The following is an 18,576-nucleotide window of genomic DNA, read 5'->3' on the forward strand; positions in this document are numbered from 1 at the left end:
GTCAGCGCGCCACCTCAGCGACGGCGGGGGCGGCGGCGGACGGGGCCGCCACGGCGGACAAGGGCCAGCCTACGACAGTCTTCGGCCGCGGCGCCGCATAGGTGCGGACCTTGGACGTGGACAGTCCCATGCGGACCAGGCCTTCGGCGATGATCACCGCCGAGGCCACACCGTCCACCACAGGGACACCGGCGCGCCGCCGGATCGCCTCGTCGAGCCCGGCCATGCCGCCGCAGCCCAGGACAATGACCTCGGCCTTGTCGTCCCGGACGGCGATCAGTGCCTGTTCAATGATGGCCTCGACGGCCCGCTCCGGCTCTTCTTCGAGCTCCAGCACGGCCATCCCGCTCGCCCTGACGGACGCACACCTCGCGTCCAGGCCGGCCAGCTTCAGCCGGTCCTCGATCAACGGCACTGCCCGGTCCAGGGTGGTGATCACGGAGTATTTGTGGCCGAGGAACATCGCCGTCGAGGCGGCGGCCTCGGTGATGTCGACGACGGGCACGTCCAGGAGTTCCTGCAGGCCCTCCCGGCCGTGCTCGCCGTAGCCGGCCTGGATGACGGCGTCGAACGGCTCCGGGTAGCTGACCACGGCGTCCATCACGGCGATGGCGGCGAGGTAGCTTTCAAAGTTTCCCTCGCACGAATCCGCGCCGAAGCTGGGCGTAAGCCCCACGATCTCCGTCCCGGGCGCGGCGACGCTGCGGGCCTGGGCGGCGATGGAATCGGTCATGGACTGCGTGGTGTTCACGTTGGCAACGAGGATGCGCATGGTTTCCTTTGATGGTTCAGTGCGTCGGTGCGGGACGGCATGTCAGTGCGTGCTGGCGATGGCGATGGCTTCACCGTCAACGTCGTCGAACTGCTGCGTACGGTCCGCGATCAGGTAGTAGGTCAGGGCACCCAGGCCCGCGCCGAAGAACCAGGCGAACGGGGCCGCGGCTTCCAGTGCCGGAATGAAGGCGACAAGGATCGCGACGGCGGACGCCGGCAGCAGCGCGATGATCGCCTTGGGATTGACGCCCTTTTTGTAGAAGTACGCGCCGGCAGGGCTTTCGCTGTAGAGCTCGGGGACGTTGACTTTTCCGCGGCGGAGTAGCCAGTAGTCGGCCATCACCACGCCGAACAGGGGCCCCAGCAGGGCGCCGAGGCCGCCGAGGAAGTACACAATCACCAGCGGATTGTTGTAGAGGTTCCACGGCAGGATGACCAGGCCGATTGTGCCGCTCACCCAGGCTGCCTTCCGGAAGTCGAGGTGCTTCGGGAAGAGGTTGGTGAGGGCGTAGACCGGTGCCACGAAGTTGGCCATCAGGTTCACGGCGATGGTCAGGATGAGGATGGCCAAGCAGGCAAGGACCAGCAACAGCGTGTTCGGAATGCTCTCCACAATGTCCGACGGCGTTTCGATGATGGTGCCGTTGATCTTGTACTGTCCGCCGGCCAGGACCACCACAATGGCGCCGAAGAGCAGCATGTTGACGGGGATGCCCCAGAAGTTGCCGCGGACGATCGACTTTTTGGACACGGCGGAGCGGGTGAAATCGCAGAAGTTCAGCACGAACGTGCCGTAGATGGACACCCACAGGGCGCCGCCGGCGAAGATGGTCCGCCACATCTCGCCGCCTTCCAGGCCGCGGATGCCGGTCCACTGGATGGCGCCCTTGGCCTCGATGAACACCCAGGCCGCGAGCAGCACCATGGTGAGGAGGATGACGGGCCCGGCAAAGGCTTCATATTTGCGGATCATCTCCATGCCGAAGCTGACGATCACGAGCTGGACGATCCAGAGCGAGGCGAAGGCGATCCAGCCCAGCGTGGACAGGCCGAGGATGGAGTTGGTATCCAGATCATGCAGCGACGGGACCATGGCCACGAGCATGACCCGCAGCACCACCGAGGCAAGGAAAGTCTGGATCCCGAACCAGGCCACGGCCACGGCGCCGCGCAGCAGGCTGGCGAGCTGGGCGCCCCGGATGCCGAAGCTGATCCGGCTCATGACAGGGAAGGGCACACCGGTCTTTTGGCCCATAAAACCGGAGAAGCTGAGCAGGGCAAAGAGCAGGACGGCGCCGATGGCCAGGGCCGCGAGGATCTGCCAGCCGCCAAGGCCCAGCGAGAAGAGGCCGACGGCGAACGCGTAGTTGCCTAGGCTATGCACGTCATTCGCCCACAGGGTAAAGATGCTGTACCCGGTCCAGCGGCGGCCCTGCCGCTTCGTCGGGGCGAGGTCCACATTGTAGAGGCCCGGACTGATGGCCTGGCCGGAGGCGGTGCTTGCTGTTTCGCACAGGGCGTCGATGCCCGTGGCGGGGTGGACCGGCTGGCCCGACAACACTGTCGGGGCGGGAGCCGGTTCGACACCCACTGGTGGAGTCGTGTGCATCTGGATCTCCGGTTCTGGGATTTTCCGCGGTGGTGAGCCCTGATCAGACAATCTGGTGTTATTCCACATCGCGAAATGAAGTTACTGAATAGTGAAATAAGGGTATGAGCTGCATCACCCTCGGTCAAGGCTTGTCCATCCGGCTGGCGGTCACAAACGGTTAGGAATGGAGCCAGCGCCCGAGGGCAGGCCTGACGGTCGGGTCATATTGACCGAGGTCCCCTCGACTCGATAATCTCGAATGGCAAAATTGTTTTCTCACAATACGAAAACATAAGCCCACCATTCAACGATGAAACGAGGCTGACGTGGCTGCAGGAGAAGATACCTCCCATATCCTCAGCGGGTTGACTAACCAGCTGCCTGATCGTGATCCGGAAGAGACCGCCGAATGGGTTGAGTCCCTGGACGCGCTGATCAGGGAACAGGGCACCGAGCGTGCCCAATACATCATGCGGAGCCTGCTGCAGCGTGCCGGCGCGCAGAGCGTGGGCGTGCCGATGGTGACCACCACGGACTACGTGAACACCATCCCGGTGGACCAGGAAGCACCGTTCCCCGGCAACGAGGAATACGAACGCCGCTACCGCGCCTACATGCGCTGGAACGCCGCGATCATGGTCCACCGGGCCCAGCGGGCCAACATCGGCGTGGGCGGGCACATCTCCACCTACGCCGGCGCCGCGACCCTGTACGAGGTGGGTTTCAACCACTTCTTCCGCGGCAAGGACCACCCTGGCGGCGGTGACCAGGTCTTCTTCCAGGGCCACGCCTCCCCCGGCATGTACGCCCGCGCGTTCATGGAAGGCCGGCTGACTGAGGAGGATCTGGACGGGTTCCGGCAGGAAAAGTCCAAGGAAGGCCACGCGCTCTCCTCCTACCCGCACCCGAGGCTGATGCCGGAGTTCTGGGAATTCCCCACCGTGTCCATGGGCATCGGCCCGATGAACGCGATCTACCAGGCCCAGTCCAACCGGTACCTGCACAACCGCGGCCTCAAAGACACCTCGGACCAGCAGGTCTGGGCGTTCCTGGGCGACGGGGAAATGGACGAGCCCGAGTCCCGCGGCCTGCTCCAGCTCGCCGCGAACGAGAACCTGGACAACCTGAACTTCGTGATCAACTGCAACCTCCAGCGCCTGGACGGGCCGGTGCGCGGCAACGGCAAGATCATGCAGGAACTCGAAGCGTTCTTCCGCGGCGCGGGCTGGAACGTCATCAAGGTCGTCTGGGGCCGGGAGTGGGATGACCTGCTCACCAAGGACTCCGACGGCTCGCTCGTGAAGATCATGAACGAAACCCCGGACGGTGACTACCAGACCTACAAGGCCGAGTCCGGCGGGTTCGTCCGCGAACACTTCTTCGGCAAGACCCCGCAGACCAAAGACATGGTCGCGGACCTTTCCGATGACGAGATCTGGAACCTCAAACGTGGCGGCCATGACTACCGCAAGGTCTACGCCGCCTACAAGGCAGCCACCGAATTCAAGGGCAAACCCACCGTCATCCTCGCCAAAACCGTCAAGGGCTACGGACTCGGACCGAGGTTTGAAGGACGGAATGCCACCCACCAGATGAAGAAACTGACGGTGGAGGATTTGAAGGAATTCCGGGACTATCTCCGGATCCCCATTTCCGATGCCCGGCTTGAAGAGGACCCCTACAGCCCGCCCTACTTCCACCCCGGCCCGGACGCTCCTGAGATCGCCTACCTTCTTGAGCGGCGAAGGGAACTTGGCGGCTACACGCCCGAACGCCGGTCAACCTATGATGCCGTTGAGTTGCCTGAGCCCAAGACCTTTGACGTGGCCAAGCGCGGCTCCGGCAAACAGCAGGCTGCCACAACCATGGCCTTTGTCCGCCTGTTGAAGGACCTGCTCCGCGACAAGAAGTTCGGGCACCGGATTGTGCCCATCGTGCCGGACGAATCCCGGACCTTCGGTATGGACGCGTTCTTCCCCACGGCGAAGATCTACAACCCCAAGGGCCAGAACTACCTCTCTGTGGACCGGGACCTGGTCCTGGCCTACAAGGAATCCGCGCAGGGCCAGCTGATCCACCCCGGCATCAACGAAGCCGGCGCCGTGGCAGCCTTCACCGCCGCCGGCACCGCGTACGCCACCCACGGCGTGCCGCTGATCCCGGTCTACGTGTTCTACTCCATGTTCGGCTTCCAGCGCACCGGCGACGCCTTCTGGGCAGCCGCTGACCAGATGACCCGAGGCTTCATCATCGGCGCCACCGCGGGACGGACCACCCTCACCGGCGAAGGCCTCCAGCACGCCGACGGCCACTCCCCCATCCTCGCCGCCACGAACCCGGCAGTGGTCACCTACGACCCCGCCTACGGGTACGAAATGGGCCACATCATCCGGGACGGCATCGAACGCATGTACGGGGACCAGCCCGCCGGTACCGGAACATCCTCCGATAAGAACCTTATGTATTACCTCACCGTCTACAACGAGCCCATCACGCAGCCCAGCGAGCCGGATAACCTCGACGTCGACGGTGTGCTCAAGGGCATCCATCGGGTCTCGGCGTCAGACGTTGACGGTCCCAAGAGCCAAATCCTGGCCTCCGGCGTGTCTGTTCCGTGGGCACTGGAAGCCCAACGGATCTTGGCCGAAGACTGGGGAGTCTCCGCCGACGTCTGGTCCGTCACGTCCTGGAACGAACTGCGCCGGGACGGGCTCGCGGCCGAGGAAGAAGCCTTCCTGAGCCCCGGCGAACCCGCGCGGGTTCCGTTCGTCGCGCAGCAGCTGGCCGACGCACGGGGACCCATCGTTGCAGTCTCGGACTACATGAAGGCCGTCCCGGACCAGATCCGCCAGTTCCTGCCGCATCAGTTCGCCACCCTTGGCGCGGACGGCTTCGGATTCTCCGACACACGCGCCGCAGCCCGCCGCTTCTTCAAGAACGACACCCACTCCATCGTCGTGAAGACCCTGCAGCTGCTCGCGGCGAGGGGCGAGGTCGAGGCGGGCGCGCCGTCGTACGCCATGGACCGCTACAAGCTCCTGGACGTGAGCGCCGGAACCACCGGCGGAGCAGGCGGGGACGCTTGACCCCATCATCAAGACGACAGTTGACGGCAGTGTTTCTCTAAGACACTGCCGTCAACAGTTATGTGGCTGGATAGGCTGGGCCGATGGCTGACTTTGTGGAACCGAGTACGACGGCGGTGCTGCTCGCCGCGGGTTCCGGGTCCCGGCTGGGGCTGGGCCCCAAGGCGCTGCTGCCGTTCCGCGGCCGCACACTCGTGGAAGTGCTGGCAGACGTGCTGCTCGACGGCGGCTGCCGGGATGTGGTGGTTGTCCTCGGGGCCGACGCCCTGGGGGTCGCAGAAAACGCTGACCTGGCCGCGTACACCGTCGTCCAGAACCCGGACTGGCAGACCGGCATGGGCGGCTCGTTTCGCTTGGGAGTGGCGGCCGCACCCACCCGGGACCATGTGCTGATCGCCCTCGTGGACCAGCCTGGCCTGACGCAGGAAACGGTAGCCAGGCTCCTGACACTCCACCGGCCCGGCAGGGTGACCGCAGCGGCCTACCGCGGTGCGGACGGCGTCCTCCGGCGCGGCCATCCGCTGCTGCTGGACGCAAGCCTGCGTGCCCAGGCGGCGGAGTCAGCAGCGGGCGACGCCGGTGCGCGGCTTTTCCTCCAGGAGCACCCGGAACTTGTCGACCTGGTGGACTGCGGCGGCCAGTCCGGCGGCGAGGACCTGGACACGCCGGACCAGCTGCGGCTGCTCGAGTAGTGCCTAACCCCGCATCCCGGCCGCGAGCAGCTCCTCCAGTCCCCGCTTGAAGCCGGTCCGTCCGCCGTGGGCGGGATGCCTGACCTTCGGCACGTCCAAGCCGCTGCGAACCAGGCTGCGGTGCGCCACGTTACCCACGGCCACCACGGTTTCAATGGGAAACAGTTCCGCCAGCAGCCGCCAAAAGGGACTTCCGAGGCCTGCCTCGGCTGCCGTCGGCGTGCGGTTGGTCAGTGGCTGGTCCGGTACGTGCGTGTGCCATGGGCAGGCGCTCCACAGCAGGGGAAGAAACTCCAGCTCCGCCAGGACCTCCCACATCACCGTCGCCGTCGGCTCGGCCGCCACCCCGGCAGCCTCGGCCGGCAGCACGTAGCCCTTCCCCGGCCCAAACAGTCCGAAACTGTTGGCGGGCCCCTCGAACATGGTGCGGTTGGTGAAGGGAACGCCGGTGATCCGCATGCCCCTGAAGCCCGGTGCCTCGCCCAGCAGCAGCACCTTCGGAGAACGGTCCAGCATTTCCTCGAGATAGGCGTCCAGGTTCCGCCGGCGGTGGGCATTGGCCGGGCTGGTGTGATCGAAGAAGTTGTTCCGCCCGGGTCCTGACGGCACGGCCGAGAGCCGCCCCACGAAGGCGCTGATGGACGGTTCTGTCATTCGCAGGCCTTATTGGAAGTGCACGGGCAGAATCCCGCTGTCTACCAGCGCGGGTGGACAGCGTCCCGGAAGTAGTGGTCGTAGATCCAGCGGACACCTTCGTCGAACTCTTCAGTGATGCTGACCGAAGCCGCGGCAGCATTCGCCGTGGCCTGGTCCACGTTCCGTGCCCCGGGGATCACGGAAGTGACGCCGTCCTGCGCCGCGATCCAGGCGATGGCCGCCTGGGCGGTGCTTGCGCCCGCAGGGACCAGTTGCTCGAACTCGGCCACGGCTTTCAGTCCCAGCTCATAGTCCACACCGGAGAACGTCTCGCCGACGTCGAAAGATGCACCGTTGAGGTTGTAGTTGCGGTGGTCGTCTGCTGCGAAAGACGTGTCCTTGGAGTACTTTCCCGTGAGGAGCCCTGATGCCAGGGGTACGCGGGCGATAATGCCTACGCCGGCTGCCTTCGCTGCGGGCAGGACGTCGTCCAGCGGCTTCAGCCGGAAGGCGTTGAGGATGATCTGGACGGACGCAGTGCCTCCGTGCCGGATGGCTTCCAAGGCCTCGTCCGTGCGTTCCACGCTGACGCCGTAATGGCGGATTGCCCCTTCGGAGACCAGGGTGTCCAGCGCGTCATACACCGCGGTGGTGCTGTAGACAGCGGTGGGCGGGCAGTGCAGCTGGACCAGGTCCAGGGTGTCTGTGCCCAGGTTTCTGCGGGACCGGTCCACCCACTGGCGGAAGTTGGCCAGCGTGTAGTTCTCCGGCGTCTGGTCCACCCGGCGGCCCATCTTGGTGCCCACAGTGATGTCCAGCCCGGGGTTGTCCGCAAGGAACCTGCCAATGGCCTGTTCGCTCTTACCGTCGCCATAGACATCAGCCGTGTCGAAGAACGTCACGCCTGCTTCCACGGAGGCGGCCAGGATTGCCTGGGCCTGCGCCGGGTCCACATGGCCCCAGTCGGCCCCGAGCTGCCAGGTCCCCAGTCCGACGACGGAGACATCCCGTCCTGTCCTGCCTAAGATGCGCTGTTCCATCCCACGACTATATGCAACGCGGGGTCAGATCCGGCCCATCTGGGGCGAATTATTGGGCGTTGTGTGACCCCGCGTTGCCCTGGGATCCTGCGGCGTGTGCCAACGCGGACGCCTCCGCCTCCTTCAGGCCGAGGTAGATCTTGTCCCGCGCGATGGGCAGCGATGCGAACCGCACACCGGTGGCATCCCGGATGGCGTTGGCCAAGGCAGGCGCCACCGGGTTGAAGGGGCTTTCGCTCATGGACTTGGCGCCGAGCGGGCCCAGCTTGTCGTTCGTGTCGGCGAAGTAGACCTCGCTCCGGGGCACGTCCGCGAAGGTGGGGATGTGGTACTGGCGGAGGATGTCCGTGGTGACCCGGCCGGCGTCGTCCACCACCACTTCCTCGTACAGTGCGGCGCCCAGCGCCTGCGCGATCCCGCCTTCGATCTGGCCGCGGCACTGCCGCGGATTGACCACCACGCCGGCGTCGGCGGCCTGCACGCTTTGCAGGATCCGCAGCTCTCCCGTCCCGCGGTTCACCGCCACCCGGAAGCCGTGCACATTGAAGGCGACGGACCGCGGAGTGCCGCCCCAGCGGCCTTCGGCGGCGAGGTCGACGCCGGCCTCCGCGGCCGCGCGCGCCAGTTCGGTCAGCGGCACGGGAGTTCCCTCGCACACCACAACATCGCCGTGGAGGACGCAGCCGGAGGACTGGATCTGCCGGATCCCGGCGGCGAACGCCCGGATCCGGACAGCCAGTTCCTCGGCTGCGGCGAGCGTCGCCTTCCCGGCCACCACCGTGCCCGCCGACCCGAACGCACCGGTGTCATGCTCGATCAGGTCCGTGTCCGACTGCCGGACGGCCACCCGGGAGGCTTCCGTGGACAGCGCGGTAGCGGCAAGCTGGGCGTGCACGGTGGTGGTGCCGTTGCCGAACTCGGCGGTCCCGACGTCGGCCTGGTACGTTCCGTCCGGCAGGAGCCTCAGCTTCGAATGGGCGAAGTGGCCCCGCGGCGGCACCGTGTCAATCATGGACAACGCAGTGCCCTCGCCGGTGGCCCAGTCCGGGCCGAGCTGGTCCAGCCCTGCCGCGCGGTACCGTTCAGCACCCCGGTCCAGGGCATCCCGGACCAGGCGCGTGCACTGCTCCAGGCCGTAGCTGCCATAGTGGACGTCCTCCTCGGGCTCCGGATGGGTGGACAACATGTCGTCGCCTTCCCGCACCATGTTCCGGCGGCGGAATTCCAGCGGATCCATCCCGATCCCGATCGCGAGCTCGTCCATGGCCGACTCGATGGCGAAGATCATCTGGCTCAGCCCGTACCCGCGGAAGGCGCCGGACGGGACGGTGTTGGTGTAGACCGACTGGGCGTCCACCTTCTTGTTCCCGCACTTGTAGACCGCCAGGGACTCGCCGCAGCCGTGGAACATCACGCCCGGGCCGTGGTTGCCGTACGCGCCCGTGTTGGTCAGGACGTCGAGCTTCAATGCTGTCAGCCTGCCGTCGGCACTGGCGCCGGCCTTGAGCTTGATGGTGAACGGATGCCGGGTGGTGGTGGCGGTGAACTGCTCCGTCCGGGTCAGTTCGAGCTGGACGGGCCGCCCCAGCTTCAGGGCCGCGAGCGCCACGATGTCTTCTGTCAGCACTTCCTGCTTGCCGCCGAAACCGCCGCCCACCCGGCCCGCCACTACATGGACCTGTTCCTCCGGCAGCCCGAAGACCCGGCACAGGGTGCGGCGGACCAGGAACGGGACCTGGCTGGAGGTGCGGACCTGCAGCCTGCCGGCGCCGTCCACCTCCGCGATGGCAGCATGGGTTTCCAGCGCGACGTGCTGGACGCGCTGGGTCTGGTACGTCTGTTCGTGGATAAAGCTGGCGGCCGCGAAGCCGTCCTCCACGCTTCCCAGTTCGGAATGCAGTTCAGCCACCACGTTCTGCCCGGGCCGGGCAATCCGGGCCGTGGACGCGTCCTTCTCGCCGTGCAGAGTGGGCGCGCCGGGCCGGATGGCGTCCTGCGGAGTGAACACGGCGTCGAGGAGTTCATACTCCACGGCGAGGGCCCTGACACCAGCTTCGGCGGCCGGAACCGATTCGGCCACGACGGCGGCGACCCGCTGCCCGATGAACCGCACCACGTCATCCAGCACGCGGGTATCGTCGGGGTCGTCCGTGTAGAGCTCGTGCTGTGCAGTGGAAAACAGCTGCTCCGGCGCGTCCTGGTGCGTCAACACGGCAACCACGCCGGGTACCTTCAGGGCCGCTTCGGTGTTAATGCCGAGGATGCGGGCGTGGGCGTGCGGCGAGCGCAGGAGTTTCAGGTGCAGCAGCCCCGGCAACTGGTCCGCGGAGACATCCAGCGTGTAGCGGGCGGCGCCGGTGACTACCGCGCGGCTGGCCGGAGCTGGGACATCGTCGCCCAGCTGTCCCGGCTGCGGCCCGGGCTGGCCCTCCCCCGCGATTCCCGAGCCTTGGCCGGCCGGATCGGGATGGCCCGCGTGACCGCAGACGGCGTCGGCGATGGCCCGGTAGCCCGTGCAGCGGCACAGGTTGCCCTTGAGGTTGCGGGGCAGATTCTCCTTCTGCTCGTCGGTGAAGGTTGCCGCGGTCATCAGCATGCCGGCGGTGCAGAAGCCGCACTGGAAGCCCTGCCGCTCGAGGAACTGCTGCTGGACCGGGTGCAATTCACCGCCCGCGGTGTCTGTCGTTCCGGCCGCGCCCAACGTTCCGGCCAGGCCCTCAATGGTGGTGACGGCGTGGCCCTCGGCCCGGACCGCCGGGTAGATGCAGCTGTGCACCGGAGTTCCGTCCACGTGCACGGTGCAGGCACCGCAGTCGCCGCCGTCGCAGCCCTTCTTGACGCCCAGGTTGCCCTGTTCCCGCAGGAAGGTCCGCAGGCACTGCCCGGGGCGCGGTCCGGTTTCTGCCGGGATGCCGTTGATCTCGATGGCCATGCTCAGGCCCCTTCCTGCTGTGCGGTGCGCCCGGGCGTATGCGGCTCGGTACGGGGCGAAGTGCTGGGCACCGGCGGCCAGAAGTCGCCGGACACGGGCACGTCCGGCGACCCTTCGGGGGCCGCGAGTTCGGCCCGGATCTCGTCGGCAAGGCGGTACGTCATGTCCCGACGCCAGGCCGGCAGCCCGTGGATGTCGTTGTGGTAGAGGTCCTCCGGGATTGCGTCGTCCAGCGCGGCCGCGAGCTCCGCGGCCTCGGGCACGTACCCGAAGCGCAGCTGCACGGGCCGTTTGGTTGCGGCGGTGATGGTCAGGACCAGGGAGGTGCCGCCGTCGAGCCTGCCGACCAGCAGCACGCCGGAGCGTCCCAGGTTGCTCAGCGACAGGCGGCGGAACGCTACGCGCGAGGCAAGGGCCGACGCCGGGAGGTGGATGCTGCGCAGCAGCTCGCCGGGTGCCAGGCCGTTTGTTCCGTCCCCCGTGACGAAATCGGTCACCTGCACGGTCCGTGTTGTGCCGCCGGGACCCAGGATAGTGGCCTCGGCGTCGAGTCCTGCGCAGAGGGAGGTCATGGGGCCGGCCGGGAGTGCGGTGCAGACGTTTCCGCCCACCGTGGACATGTTCCAGACCTTAAAGGAGGCCACAAAGGAGTCGCAGCAGGGCCGAATCAGGCTGAGTCCGGGCCACTGCCGGCGGGACAACTCCGGCAATTCGGGGAGGGCGTAAAGCTCCGCGACGGTGCAGGTGGCGGCCAGCTCGATGCCGGCGTCGGTCACGGTGACCGGCGTCCAGCCAGCGGAACCCAGGTCAAGGAGTCGCTTGAGCGGTTCGGGCCCGAAGGCGTAGCTGCCATAGGAAAACAGGACGGTGCCGCCGGCCAGCCAGGCATCGCCGGCGCGCCAGTCGGCCGGGTCCGTTGTAGGGACCACGGCCTCGATGGTGTTCATGTCCATGCGATCTCCTGCTGGCTGATGGTGTCGGGCGCCAGGCGAGTGGCGGGTTGCGGGGCGGGTGGAAGGCCGGCGAAGGCAGCGGGCTGGTGGATGGGCCCGGAGGTATCCCGCAGCGGCGTGCAGGATTGTTTCCGGCTGCGGGATGCGATGAGCTCCGCGGTGACCGAGACGGCAACCTCGGCCGGGGTCACGGCGCCGAGGTCCAGCCCGATCGGTGAATGCAGCTGCGCGATCCGCTCTGGCCGGACCCCCGCGTTCAGGAGGTCATCCACGCGCTGGAGGTGGCTGCGGCGCGACCCCATCGCCCCGACGTAGGCAAGGTCCAGGGCCAGTGCGGCTTCCAGCAGCGGGATGTCGAACTTGGGATCGTGCGTGAGAACACAGGCAACTGTGCGTTGGTCCAGCTTCCCCGCGGCGGCCTCTGTTGCGAGGTAGCGGTGCGGCCAGTCCGTGACCACCTCATCGGCGCAGGCAAACCTGGCCTGGGTGGCGAAGGCGGAACGGGCGTCCACCAGCGTCACCCGGTAGCCCAGCAGCTTGGCGGCCGGCACCAGGGCCGCGCCGAAATCGTTGGCCCCAAACACCAACATGCGGGGCGGGGCGAGCCGGCTCTCGACCAGGAGAGTTGCTGGTTCGCCCGTGCACGCGCCGGGCGCGGCCAGGTGCAGAAGCCCCGTAGAGCCACCGCGCAGGAAGGACTCGAGCTGCGCGGCCCGCGCGTGGTCCACAACAGAGGTTGCCGCCACGCCCAGCAGTGATGAGACTTCCGGAGACCCGGCCACGCTGAACGTGCCCGGGTCCGGGATGACGACGGCGCCGCTGCCGCCGGCGTCCAGCCGGCGGACCAGTGCCACGGGCTCCGCCGGACGGACGCGGGCGAGCCGCGCCAGGGCTTCCCGCAGGCTGCCGTCGGCAGGCTCGACGTGGATCTCAAGCTCACCCCCGCAGGTGAGTCCGGCGGCGAAGGCGTCGGCGGCACTGTAGCCGAAGGTCCCGTGGCGGGTGCCGCCGTCGTTCATTACCTCCAAGGCGAGCGCCACCACGGCGCCTTCCACACAACCGCCGGACAGGCTGCCCAGGACGGCGCCCGACTCGGAAACCAGCATGGACGTGCCCACCGGCCGGGGCACCGAGCCCGTCGCTGCCACGACGGTGGCCACGGCATACCGCTGGCCGGCCACGACGGGCGGCCAGGCACTGAGCGAAGGTATCAGGTCCAGCATGGCGGCACTCCTTCATCCGGCACGGCGGTGGTTTCCATATTGTCGTTCCTATCGGGGGCCGGACCAAGCACCGGTCCGGCGGTTGTGGTTCTGGCAGTGTTCAGTCGCCAGGCTTAGGCGCCCAGCAGCAGGTTGATCGGGCCGCGGGCGAAGTACACCAGGAAGCCGGCGCTGACCACCCACATGAGCGGATGGATCTTCTTCGCCTTCCCGGAGGCCGCACCGATGATGGCCCAGGACACAAAGCCCACGCCGATGCCGTTGGCGATCGAGTAGCTCAGCGGCATGGTGACGATGGTGAGGAATGCCGGCAGGGCCACAGAGAACTTGGTGAACTTGATCTCGCGGATCTGCGCCATCATCATCGCGCCCACCACCACCAGGGCTGCGGCGGCAACTTCCAGCGGCACCACGCTGGTCAGCGGGGTGAGGAACATGGAGCCCAGGAACAGCACGCCCGTGACCACCGAGGCCAGGCCGGTGCGGGCGCCTTCGCCGATCCCGGCTGCGGAGTCGATGTACACGGTGTTGGACGAACCCGAGGTGGCGCCGCCTGCCACGGCCCCGAAGCCTTCAACGATGAAAGCCGACTTGAGCCGCGGGAATGTGCCGTCCTTGTGGGCCACTCCGGCGCTCTTGGCCAAACCCGTCATGGTGCCCATCGCGTCGAAGAAGTTGGTGAAGACCAGGGTGAACACCAGCATGGTGGCCGCGAGTCCGCCGATCCGGCCGAACGCGCCGAACATGTCGAACTGTCCCACCAGGCCCAGGTCCGGGGCGGAGACGAGCTGCCCGGAAAGGACCGGCGTGTTCAGGTGCCAGCCGCCGGGGTTGGTGGCGCTGGCGGGGCCGATCTTCAGGAAAGCTTCCACAACGGCGGCCAGGACGGTGGTGGCGACGATGCCGATCAGCAGGCCGCCCTGGACCTTGCGGGCCACGAGGATGCCCATGGCCAGCAGGCCCACGACGAAGACCAGCGTGGGGATGGAGGTGATGGAGCCGCCGTCGCCCAGCTGCACGGGCGGGCCGGCTACCGTGGCCCGGATGAAACCTGAGTCCACAAAGCCGATGAAGGCGATGAACAGGCCGATGCCCACCGTGATGGCAGCCTTGAGTTCCTTGGGGACTGCCCGGAAGATGGCCGTGCGGGCGCCGGTGACGCCAAACAGGACGATCAGGATGCCGTTGATCACCACGAGTCCCATGGCTTCGGCCCAGGTGACTTCCTGGATGACCGAGACGGCGAGGAAGGAGTTGATGCCCAGACCGGCGGCCAGGCCAAACGGGAGGTTGGCCACGAGCCCGAACAGGATGGTCATGACGCCGGCCGTCAGCCCGGTGACCGCCCCCACCTGGGCCGCGGAGAGCCAGCCGCCCGCTACGTCGGTGGGGGCGTTGTCCGCCGTGAACCCGCCCAGGATCAGCGGGTTGAGGATGACGATGTACGCCATGGTGAAGAACGTGACCAGGCCGCCGCGGAATTCACGGGCAATGGTTGAGCCGCGTTTGGTGATCTGGAAGAAGCGGTCCAGGGCGTTCGACGCCGGCGGCTTGGATGCGGGTGCAGTGACGGGAGCCGGGTGCTCCCCGTGGGATTGATCCAGGATGGTCATCTCTGCCACCGGGCCCTAGTAGTCAATCCTGGATTCGAGGGTGTTCCAGGTGTTGAAGGGCTCCAGCGGCGTGGGTGCCTGCGGATCGTCCAGCCCGAGCTTGGCCACCGGCATCAGGGAATCCCGGTCCTGGTTCTCGAAGTATTCGTAGAAGACGGCGTCATCGAAGCCGACGGAGGCTGCGTCGTGGCGGTCGGCGGCGAAAACCACCCGCTGGACGCGGGCCCAGAGCGCGGAGGCCAGGCACATGGGGCATGGTTCGCAGCTGGTGTAGAGGACAGCGCCGGTGAGATCGAATGTTCCCAGTTCCCGGCAGGCGGTGCGGATTGCGGTGACCTCGGCGTGCGCGGTGGGATCGTTGTCCGCGGTGACACGGTTGACGCCGTCGAACGTCCGGCCGTCCGCCGTGACGATCATGGCCCCGAACGGCCCCCCGCTGTTCAGGACGTTGGCCGTGGCCAACTGGATGGATCTGGCCAAATACTGTTCGGCCGTGACGGTGGTACTCATGATGCGACTCCCTTTGCTTGGAAGCCGGTATCCCGTTGCGGGACCAGTAGAACCAGATGCGAACGGTTACCAGGCTTCAGCATGTGCTGTGAAGGTTAAGTTGCGCCTGGTAGATAGCTTCCCGGGGTCCGGGTGCCCGCCTTTGGCAAGTTCGAGATTAGCACCGCTGTGTGGCCTGCGCCATAGTTTTCTGGAAATTTAATTTCGCAATGTGAAATCCATGTTTCCGCGCCATCACGTCCGGCAGTCACATTCCGCGGCCATTGACGGGCCGCCGGCCGGGCCCATACTCTGATCCCCAGCCGCAGCCTTTTGCAGCGGCGGCTACCTGGATCAGCAGACAGGGCTTCACTGAGCTGGAACGTCAACCGTCACGCTCGGACAAAGGAATCCCATGACCGCTCTCCCCACCACCAGCCCCGCAGCCCGCCTCTGGATCAGGAATCCGCAGGCTTCCTTTACCGCCAATTCCCTGGACGCTTCGGGCGGCCTCGTGATCAGCGGCGGGATCATCGTCGAGGTGCTGGCCGCCGGCCAGCTGCCCTCGGCACCGTGCCAGCAGACGTTCGACGCCGGCAACCACGTCCTGCTGCCGGGCTTGATCAACACGCACCACCACTTCTACCAGACCCTCACCCGCGCCTGGGGTCCTGTGGCGAACGCGCCGCTGTTCCCTTGGCTGCAGAACTTGTATCCGGTGTGGGCGAGGCTCACGCCGCGTGACCTCGAACTGGCCACCACGGTGGCCCTGGCCGAGCTCCTGCTCTCCGGCTGCACCACGGCGGCGGACCACCACTACCTGTTCCCGGACGGGCTGGAACATGCCATCGACGTGGAAGTGGACGTGGTGCGCCAGCTGGGAATGCGCGCCACCCTGACCCGCGGATCCATGACGTTGGGAACGGACGACGGCGGCCTGCCGCCGCAGCCAACAGTTCAGCTTCCGGAGGTGGTGCTGGCGGACAGCGAACGGCTGATCCGCCAGTACCACGAGCGCGGCGATGACGCCGTGATCCAGATTGCGTTGGCCCCCTGCTCCCCGTTCTCGGTGACGAAGGAAATCATGGCCGAAAGCGCCGCGATGGCCGAACGGCTGGACGTCCGCCTGCACACGCACCTGGCCGAAACCCTGGATGAGGAGGACTTCTGCCGGGAGATGTTCGGGCTGCGGACTGTGGACTACCTGGACAGTGTGGGCTGGCTGACGGGCCGCACCTGGCTGGGCCACGGCATCCACTTCAGCGACGCCGAGATCGCCCGGCTGGGAGCCGCCGGCACCGCCGTCGCGCATTGCCCCACCTCGAACATGCGGCTGGCATCCGGCACCGCGCGCGTCCTGGAACTGGAGGACGCGGGAGTCCCCGTGGGGCTGGGAGTGGACGGCTCGGCGTCGAACGATGCGTCCAACATGATCCTCGAGGCCCGGCAGGCGCTGTACCTCCAGCGGCTCCGGTACGGTGCGGACGTCCCGGTGGAGCGGGCGCTCGGCTGGGCGACCCGCGGCTCGGCGGCTGTCCTTGGCCGCCCCGGACTGGGGCAGCTGGCGCCGGGGATGCAGGCGGACCTGGCCCTGTTCCGGCTGGACGACCTGCGCTTCTCCGGCAGTCACGACCCCATTGCGGCCCTCCTGCTCTGCGCGGCGGACAGGGCAGACCGGGTGATGGTGGGCGGCGCATGGCGGGTGCTGGACGGGCAAATTCCGGGACTGGATATCGCCGGGCTGATCGCGGAGCACTCGGCTGCGGCCCGAAAGCTGGTAAACGGCTAGGGCTTTTCCGGGGCACGGCCGGCGTTTGATGAGCCGCGGAGTTGCTCTGGTTGCGGCACAGAATCGTTGCTAGCGTGGCGGCATGAACCCGTCGAAGGCCCCGGCCGAAATCCTCACCATTGACGGCACCGAGGTCCGCATCTCGAGCCCGGACAAGGTGGTGTTCCCCGAGCCGGGCCTGACGAAACTGGATCTGGTGCGCTACTACCTCGCGGTTGCGGAGGGTGCGCTGCGCGGCGCCGGCGGCCGGCCCATGGTGCTCAAGCGCTTCCCGAAAGGCATCGACTCAGAGCCGTTCTTCCAGAAGCGCGTGCCCGAGAACCACCCCGATTTCATCGACACGGCCACGCTGCACTATGCGTCCGGGACGTCGGCCGAGGAGGCCGTCATCCGGGATGCCGCCGGCCTGGCGTGGGTGGTGAATCTTGGCTGCCTCGACCTCAACCCGCATCCGGTGCGCGCCGAGGACCTCGAGCACCCTGACGAGCTGAGGGTGGACCTCGATCCGATGCCCGGCGTCGACTGGTCCCAAATCGTCGACGCCGCCTACGTGGCGCAGGAAGTACTCGACGACGTCGGGCTGGTGGGGTGGCCAAAGACCAGCGGATCGCGGGGACTCCACATCCTGGTGCGCATCGCGCCGCAGTGGTCGTACCGCGACGTGCGGCTGGCAGCCGAAACCCTCGCCCGCGAGGTCGAGAACCGCGCTCCGGGCCTCGCCACCGCCCGGTGGTGGAAGGAGGAGCGCGGCGAAAGTGTGTTCGTCGACTTCAACCAGAACGCGAAGGACCGAACCGTGGCATCGGCGTACTCGGTCCGGCCCCTGCCCGATGCCCGGGTGTCGACGCCGCTCGCTTGGGACGAGGTCCGCGCCATCCGGCCGGACCAGTTCACGGTGCGGACTGTGCCTGGGCGGTTCGCCGACGTGGGCGATCCGCATTCCGGGATCGACGACGCCGTGGGCTCACTCGACGGGCTCCTGGCGTTGGCGGCCGAGCTCGGCCCCGCGGAGAAGGCTCCGCGCAGCGGGGACGGCTCCGGCCGGCGGCTGTCGGTAATGCCGCTGATCGAAGTGGCCCGCACCAGGACCAAACCTGAGGCGCTGGCGGCGCTCGACGAGTGGAAGAGCCAGCATGCGGAAGTGGTCCCGGCCCTGCACCCGGCCGATGTACTCGTCGACGGCATGCGCGGGTCAAGCTCGCTCTGGTACCGGGTGCGGGTGAACCTGCAGCACGTTCCGGAGGCGGAGCGCCCGCCGCAGGAGGAACTCATCGCCAGCTACGACCCTTGGGCCGGCAAGGATTGGCCGGGCCGCCCGGGGTCCTGAGTTTCCCGCGACGCGCCAGGTCGCTGGCGACTCGCAAATTACTTGGCGACCCCTGATAAGGATCGCGCCACGGAATCTGCGTGTCGCCAGCGAAGAGGCGTGTCCTCAGCCTCGCTAGGAACGCTGGCCGCCGAAGCCGGGAAGCCCGTGGATCCAGCGCGAGAGACGGCCCGGGACGTGCTCGCGGTCTGCCGGCAGATAGAAGTCCGGATCCGTGCCGCCCCCTAGGGGGAGGTAGAACTCCTGGACTGAAGGTGCCGCCGTGTTCACCGGTGCAACCGGCGTGGTGTCCTGCTGGTACATCTGCTCCTCCTCCGAGGTCGTTGGATCTGTAGTGCCGCACTAGCTTGATGATTCCGCAAAGTGGAAAATAACTTTTGCTATACGAAAAGACTAGATGGAGCCCCGGGGTTCGTCAACGGGTCGGGCTG

Annotated in this window: 14 protein-coding genes; 4 read left to right on the plus strand and 10 right to left on the minus strand. The window is 67.2% G+C overall.

The genetic code is table 11. From position 1 onward, the window contains the following. Position 1 precedes the first annotated feature (1 nt). Positions 2 to 772 carry an aspartate/glutamate racemase family protein gene (locus J2808_RS09500; RefSeq protein ID WP_309815120.1) on the minus strand — a complete coding sequence of 257 codons (771 nt, stop codon included), beginning with the start codon at positions 770 to 772 and terminating at the stop codon, positions 2 to 4. A 42-nt stretch (positions 773 to 814) separates the two neighbouring features. Beyond that, positions 815 to 2,383, minus strand: coding sequence for an NCS1 family nucleobase:cation symporter-1 (locus J2808_RS09505; RefSeq protein WP_309815123.1), 1,569 nt, complete (start codon positions 2,381 to 2,383; stop codon positions 815 to 817). 308 nt (positions 2,384 to 2,691) lie between these two features. Here J2808_RS09505 and aceE point away from each other — a divergent pair, with 308 nt between their 5' ends. Continuing rightward, complete coding sequence (gene aceE / locus J2808_RS09510; RefSeq protein WP_309815126.1) at positions 2,692 to 5,451, plus strand: pyruvate dehydrogenase (acetyl-transferring), homodimeric type; 2,760 nt, start codon at positions 2,692 to 2,694, stop codon at positions 5,449 to 5,451. A gap of 83 nt (positions 5,452 to 5,534) precedes the next feature. Then, a complete protein-coding gene (gene nboR, locus J2808_RS09515) occupies positions 5,535 to 6,143 on the plus strand; it encodes a nicotine blue oxidoreductase (protein ID WP_309815129.1) in 609 nt (202 codons plus the stop codon). A 3-nt stretch (positions 6,144 to 6,146) separates the two neighbouring features. Here nboR and J2808_RS09520 read toward each other — a convergent pair whose 3' ends face one another. The 7 genes from J2808_RS09520 to J2808_RS09550 form a co-directional block, all read right to left on the minus strand. Then, positions 6,147 to 6,797 (minus strand): uracil-DNA glycosylase, encoded by a 651-nt coding sequence (locus J2808_RS09520; RefSeq protein WP_309815132.1) that lies wholly within the window; start codon positions 6,795 to 6,797, stop codon positions 6,147 to 6,149. Between the two features lie 41 nt (positions 6,798 to 6,838). After that, positions 6,839 to 7,819: an aldo/keto reductase gene (locus J2808_RS09525; RefSeq protein ID WP_309815135.1), complete on the minus strand. Its 981-nt coding sequence runs from the start codon at positions 7,817 to 7,819 to the stop codon at positions 6,839 to 6,841. A gap of 49 nt (positions 7,820 to 7,868) precedes the next feature. Continuing rightward, positions 7,869 to 10,751 carry a molybdopterin-dependent oxidoreductase gene (locus J2808_RS09530; RefSeq protein WP_309815140.1) on the minus strand — a complete coding sequence of 961 codons (2,883 nt, stop codon included), beginning with the start codon at positions 10,749 to 10,751 and terminating at the stop codon, positions 7,869 to 7,871. A 2-nt stretch (positions 10,752 to 10,753) separates the two neighbouring features. Further along, a complete protein-coding gene (locus J2808_RS09535; RefSeq protein WP_309815143.1) occupies positions 10,754 to 11,704 on the minus strand; it encodes an FAD binding domain-containing protein in 951 nt (316 codons plus the stop codon). Beyond that, on the minus strand, positions 11,695 to 12,927 hold the full coding sequence (locus tag J2808_RS09540; RefSeq protein ID WP_309815146.1) for an XdhC family protein: 1,233 nt from the start codon (positions 12,925 to 12,927) through the stop codon (positions 11,695 to 11,697). Before J2808_RS09540 ends, J2808_RS09535 begins: the two co-directional genes overlap by 10 nt. Before the next feature lie 113 nt (positions 12,928 to 13,040). After that, a complete protein-coding gene (locus tag J2808_RS09545) occupies positions 13,041 to 14,540 on the minus strand; it encodes an NCS2 family permease (protein ID WP_309815149.1) in 1,500 nt (499 codons plus the stop codon). Between the two features lie 15 nt (positions 14,541 to 14,555). After that, entirely contained in the window at positions 14,556 to 15,050 is a 495-nt protein-coding gene (locus J2808_RS09550; RefSeq protein WP_309815152.1) for a nucleoside deaminase, read from the minus strand. A 394-nt stretch (positions 15,051 to 15,444) separates the two neighbouring features. On the opposite strand from J2808_RS09550, the gene J2808_RS09555 reads away from it, so the two are divergent. Continuing rightward, positions 15,445 to 16,818 carry an 8-oxoguanine deaminase gene (locus J2808_RS09555; protein WP_309815153.1) on the plus strand — a complete coding sequence of 458 codons (1,374 nt, stop codon included), beginning with the start codon at positions 15,445 to 15,447 and terminating at the stop codon, positions 16,816 to 16,818. An 82-nt stretch (positions 16,819 to 16,900) separates the two neighbouring features. Further along, positions 16,901 to 18,145 (plus strand): non-homologous end-joining DNA ligase, encoded by a 1,245-nt coding sequence (gene ligD / locus J2808_RS09560; protein ID WP_309815156.1) that lies wholly within the window; start codon positions 16,901 to 16,903, stop codon positions 18,143 to 18,145. Positions 18,146 to 18,259: 114 nt separating this feature from the next. Here ligD and J2808_RS09565 read toward each other — a convergent pair whose 3' ends face one another. Further along, positions 18,260 to 18,448, minus strand: a complete 189-nt coding sequence (locus tag J2808_RS09565; RefSeq protein ID WP_309815159.1) for a hypothetical protein — start codon at positions 18,446 to 18,448, stop codon at positions 18,260 to 18,262. Positions 18,449 to 18,576 lie beyond the last annotated feature (128 nt).

The sequence above is a fragment of the Pseudarthrobacter sulfonivorans genome (assembly GCF_031454915.1).
Lineage (GTDB): Bacteria > Actinomycetota > Actinomycetes > Actinomycetales > Micrococcaceae > Arthrobacter > Arthrobacter sulfonivorans_C.